General features: G+C 35.2%; 4 protein-coding genes. All 4 read right to left on the bottom strand.

Annotation, left to right across the window (positions count from 1 at the left end; genetic code table 11):
- Positions 1–680 precede the first annotated feature (680 nt).
- Positions 681–884 (bottom strand): hypothetical protein, encoded by a 204-nt coding sequence (locus RZN25_17790; protein ID MEQ6378660.1) that lies wholly within the window; start codon positions 882–884, stop codon positions 681–683.
- A gap of 507 nt (positions 885–1,391) precedes the next feature.
- Positions 1,392–1,676, bottom strand: a complete 285-nt coding sequence (locus tag RZN25_17785; protein ID MEQ6378659.1) for a hypothetical protein — start codon at positions 1,674–1,676, stop codon at positions 1,392–1,394.
- A 388-nt stretch (positions 1,677–2,064) separates the two neighbouring features.
- The gene (locus RZN25_17780; protein ID MEQ6378658.1) at positions 2,065–3,174 is read right to left on the bottom strand and encodes a DNA-processing protein DprA; all 1,110 of its coding nucleotides are present in this window, start codon (positions 3,172–3,174) and stop codon (positions 2,065–2,067) included.
- 18 nt (positions 3,175–3,192) lie between these two features.
- Positions 3,193–5,244: a RecQ family ATP-dependent DNA helicase gene (locus tag RZN25_17775; protein ID MEQ6378657.1), complete on the bottom strand. Its 2,052-nt coding sequence runs from the start codon at positions 5,242–5,244 to the stop codon at positions 3,193–3,195.
- Positions 5,245–5,609: the final 365 nt, after the last annotated feature.

Below are 5,609 nucleotides of genomic sequence, written 5' to 3'. Positions count from 1 at the left end.
ATGGAACCTTATGACAACCATGCTAACACAGGGGGGACGTTAGATCACATAGTATTTGGTGTCTGAGGCGAAGACCTCGTGGGTCAGCGATATGGATCTTGTCCTTTAAATACGAATAATACGTGAAACGAAAACTTTATATTTGCTAGGCGGTATCCCTGAAGGATGAAAAAACAATATCCACTTTTCACATTCTAGAGGAGTTCTATGATAAAGTTCTGTGATAGTTGGGCTTTTCAAAAAAATGGTATTTGAGAGCTTTAGTTAAGGTAGCTCTTTTTTAATCCAAAAACGGTGTTTGACTTATTTGCCATTATACGCTGACCCCCAGTATGGTAATACTTTACCGTGCTGGGGGTCAGGCGTTTTTTCACAAGTCATCATTGTCTACTTGTTTTTGTTTTTCAATATAGAGAGTTTCAATTTCTTGAGCATCTATTCCACTCATATAAAGGAAGACTATTTTTGAAAACCCCATGATATGCTATCCTACTGCATTTTCAAAAACAGAACAGTAAAAAATGATTCGAATTTCTTACGATCACTTCCTTATTAGTTTCTGTTATGTTATTAAACTAGAAATAGACCTCCCTACCGACTTATCCGGTAAATAGGGAGGTCTATTTCCTATTTAGCACTGTAATAATCAGGGCCGACATTGCAATCCCTTTCCCGATTTGTTACTTTGACAGTGGTTGGCACACTTCACACTTACGTTGGTTTTTATTTTTGAACTTAGTAAATGTTTTTTCAAAGTTATTTCCACAACTACATTTAAATAGTAACTTCTGTGAAAACCCGTGATATTCCGTCGTCAGCAACTTGCTATCCGAATTTTTCTCAACAAATTCTTTGATTTGACCAATTGTCCATCGTTTATTCACTATCTTACCCCCATAATATCACTCACGGAGCCTTTATTGGGATCCATGAGCAACCTATAAACTTTAAGTTGTACTATATCATAGTAGATAGCACCTGTCATTTTTACCTTTTGAAGAAAGACGGTATAATTGGGTTAGAGAATGAATATCATCTTAACTTATCGTAAAAAAATCCAAAGCAGGCTTAACATGAGATTACTTACCTAAACACCACAAATGAGGACAGGAAAACTCAAATTAATATGGTAGCTAAAATGGCTCGAGAAGAGATTGGGATCAAAAAGATACAAATGATGACTTAATGTTTTCCATTGAAAAAAGTGGTGTGTTTATTTTTGAAAAAGCCATAAGGGAGGAAATTGATGCCTGCAGTTTATGGACAAATAAAGATCGACCTTTCATATTACTCGTTAATTTAAATTACAAAACACCTGCTCCTTTCTATGTTCATGAAACACACAAAGGAACAGGCACTGTGATATTGGATAAATTCATATGAGAAGAAAACTAATTGGAGGACTTTAACTTGTGGATTTCCATGTCATGTTTAGAAGTCATTTCCCTTAGATAGTCAATGGCACCACTATGACTTTGAAGTTCTTTCATAATTTCATCGTGCCTCTTCTCGCTAATCTCCCTTTCCTGAAGCACAATTGATAAAGTCTCATTAGATATAGCCAAACTTTCATCCGCTTTTCGATTACTCTCATCCACTTTTCGAATACTCTCTCCAACCATTTTGATCAACTGCTCCATTAACCCTTCCATTCTTCCCAGACGTTCCTCATACATTTTTTCTTCACCTCCTTTTGTTCCTACCATTATATTACGAATAAAATCTTGTATTATATATCGATAAAATCATCAAATCATTTAACAAAAATTAAATTTTTCATTTCAAAATTAAAGTAAACACCAGTATGGTAAAGCTTTACGTTCCTGAGGACTCCTTTTTTCCGGCGTAATTCAATCCTTTATCTAATAAAAAAATAGCCCCTTCCCAGGAGACTTATAAAATTTGATAGAAAATTATTTTTTATAAAAGTAACCTGGATCTCCTTTATTGATATCTACCTATTTAGTTAGAAAGTAAGTCAAAATTAAATTGCCTTTCTAGTGGAAAAGGACCTGATTTCCGGCACGGTATAGCTTTACTGTACTGGGTCAGGTCCTTGTTCCCTTATAATTCATCCATACTTATTTGTTTTTCATGCACGACTAGTTTCTCCTCTTCTGATTTTTCTCCATAGTATAGGTCTGACGCTTCGGAAAACTTTCTCTCCATTTCTTCCTTATCAATTCCCTTAGCAATCGCCAATTCAATAAGTGAGACAATTTGGTGTTCAATGTTACTAGAATCTGTTGGATGGTTGGATAATTTTTTCTTATAAATTTCCTCAAATGACACGAAAGGTTTTGCATTGGATTCTTGCTTAAGTCTTTCTACACCTTCACTGTTTCCGATGACATAAAGAGGTGACCATTGATGCTTTAAATTTTCTACTACACCCTCCCATGTCCCACTCTTCTTCTTTCCAGAGATCTTTGAGGAAGCAACAACAACCGCATCAGAAGGAGCATGAATAAACTTATTCCTTTGCATAGCATATGCCCCGGAAAAAGGTGCATTTAAACTTTGGGCGGACATCAAAAGTAACTTCCCATTGACTATATAATTTCGAATGGAGCTTTTTTTGATCCATTTTGAAAGACCGTCTGATGGGAAAACAATAGCTTTTCCTCCATTTTGCAAAGATGCTTCTACTGCAGTTGTATCCACACCTTTTGCTCCACCAGAGATTATGACAACACCATGTGACACAGCTTCTTTAGCTATCTTAGTTGTTTGAGATAGCTCTTCATTATTGGCATCTCTCGCACCAACTACCCCTATTGCGCGATGCTTAAGTATGGAAGGATCACCTGCGTAATAGAAGAAAGGTGGAATGAATTTTTGGGTTAACTTCTTCAAACGTGGTGGCATCTGAGAACGAAACATAATGCCATATCCACGATGAACAATTTCCTCAAGTTCGACAAGAGAAATACCAAGCTTTTGTCGTGCTAATATTTTTTCTTGTATTCTTCCTCTTTGAGGTTCTGTTGCTTTACCAAGTACATTAAACAAATCTTCCGAATTGATTTCTAGTAAAAATTCCGGTTCAAGTTTTTGATCGCTTAAAGATTTTACTACACCATTCCACTCTATTATCGTTAAAGGTGTAGTTTTTGTTTGAGGTAGTTGTGCACAAAATAAATAAGTAGCTATTTCATTATTTGTAAAATCCATAAAATACACCTCATTTTATTAATCGCTACCACTTGTATCAGCTAACGCAAACGGTATCACCGTTATATTATCGTATATCTCACCAAGTAACTCTGAAGCCACAGTGAAAGTCCATTTTGAATCTACAAAATCATCTACTAATAAAATATGTTGATGATTCAGATTTAGCTCATTTTGAATATATAAATGATTACGAATGTTTTGCTCCTGAAGACTGTTGTTTAAAAGTGATTTTTGTTCTAGCTCTTCAGGTCTTTTTGCAAAAATATTTTCACATCTACATTGTAGACTGTTAGCTAGACGTTCTGCAAACTGCGGTACCAGCGTCGGTCTACGATTCGAGGGAATTGGAATAACAACAACTTGAGAAAAATTAATCCCTTTGCCTCCCAGAAAACGTCTAAGCTTATCTGTAGACGCTTTTACTAGTAAATCAGAGAATCGATAATCTTCATATTTACCTCGCCGAGCCTCTTGACCAAGTTGTTCATGATAATAACTTAGGGCAAGTCCTTCCTCATGAATAAACTTTAATTTTCTATAGGTTAGCTCAGATCGTTTGCGTGGTTCAATTATAATATAATTTCTATTAAAAAATTCAGAAACTTGGTTGATTTCTTGATACCTCAAGTTATCCTCAGTCAAACCCCAAGCATCACCTAGACATGTACTACATTTACCACATTCCCTAGAATTAGGATCATCCAACGCATTTGTAAGAAATGCCATTTGACACTCTGTTGTTTGCTGATAATCGAGAAGTTCTTTATATTCTTTTGCTTTTATTCCAATAACTGAATTATAATAGCTTCTTTGTGAGGAATACGGTTTTATCGTGCGAAAATATAACGATCGCTCTTTCCCTATAAAACCATCTATTAACAGTAGAGTTAAAATTTTTTTTAATATTTTCTCTTTAATGTTCATTTGTTGCATAAGCGTTAACAACTTTACCCCGTCTTTTTGAGCTAGAAAATGAAGAACTTGGTCAAATTGTTCTTGTTGAGGAAATGAGTGATAAATAAAATGTTCATTTATTCTGTTTTCATCCTCGCCCCCATAAAGAAGAACACAAACTGCTCTATCAATCCCTCTTCCTGCTCTACCAATCTGTTGGTAATATTCAACCACTGATTTTGGTGTATAGTAATGAATAACAAAGCTAATATCCTCTTTATCATATCCCATTCCGAGAGCAATGGTCGAAACGAGTACTTTGACTTCATTATTAACTAATTTATATTCAAGCTCCTTTTTATGTTCCTCTTTTAAATTACTATGGTATGCATAGGCAACAATTGCATTCTGCCGTAGCCATATTGCCAGTCGTTCACATTCTTTAATCGTTGTAGCATAAATGATTCCCGACCCTTCAAATCTATTAATATTTTTGGCAATCCAAGCATATTTCTCCTCTGCAGTTGGTAAATTAAGTTTGTGTAAATATAGAGACTCCCTTTGAAGATCTCCACGAATAACTTCACATTCACCAAGTTGTAAGGCAACATCCCGGATGACTCTATCATTTGCTGTTGCCGTAGTAGTTAGGACAGCAATGTTTGAAGGTAATATTTGGAGAAGGTGTTGAATCCGTCTATAATCCGGCCTAAAATCATGTCCCCAATCTGATATACAGTGGGCTTCATCAACTACAAATAAGCCTAATTTTAACTGTGATAAAAGTTCAATAAAATCCTCATTTTGAAGCTGCTCTGGAGTAATAAAAAGAACGTCGCACTTCCCATGATTGCACCGCTCAATCACTTTCTTTTTTTCATCTAATGTCTTATTAGTTTGGCTGTTAATACAATCTGCCACAATCCCATATTTTACTGTACTTTCTATTTGATTTCTTGTGAGAGCTAATAACGGACTAATAACAATCGTTACTCCTTCTCCACGCTCACGAAGAATCTTTGTTGTTAGAAAATAGACTAAACTTTTCCCCCAACCCGTTTTTTGTACAACAAGTATACGTTTTTTATGTAGTAGTTTCTCAATAGCAATTTCCTGTCCTTCCCGGAACATTGCTTCTGGTCCAAAAACCTCTTGCAAAGACTTTAATAACATAAATATCCCTCTCTCTTTTGTTAGATTAAAAGAATAGTGGAAATCTATTTATGTATAAGCTAAGCTGTTCTATTTCATATCACTATTATAGCACGAACAAACATTCTCATCTAATAATATTGTTGCATTTCTATTACTATTTATTGTTTCGAATAAAAAAGCTTTCGATATATTTTCATTACAAATGAAGACGCCTGACCCCAAGTGAGGTAAAGCTTTACCTCACTTGGGGTCAGGCCCTTTTTTTCCCACGCTTCAAGCTATTTCTGTTGCTGCTACATTATTTTAAGTTCTTACTACATATGGTATAATAGATACAGAAAATGAATATCATGAAAAAGACCACAGCTGCACACTGTGGTCCA

Source organism: Bacillaceae bacterium S4-13-56, assembly GCA_040191315.1.
GTDB lineage: Bacteria > Bacillota > Bacilli > Bacillales > JAWJLM01 > JAWJLM01.
The sequence above is the reverse complement of the archived record's forward strand: the minus strand, read 5'-3'. Positions and strand labels throughout refer to the sequence as shown.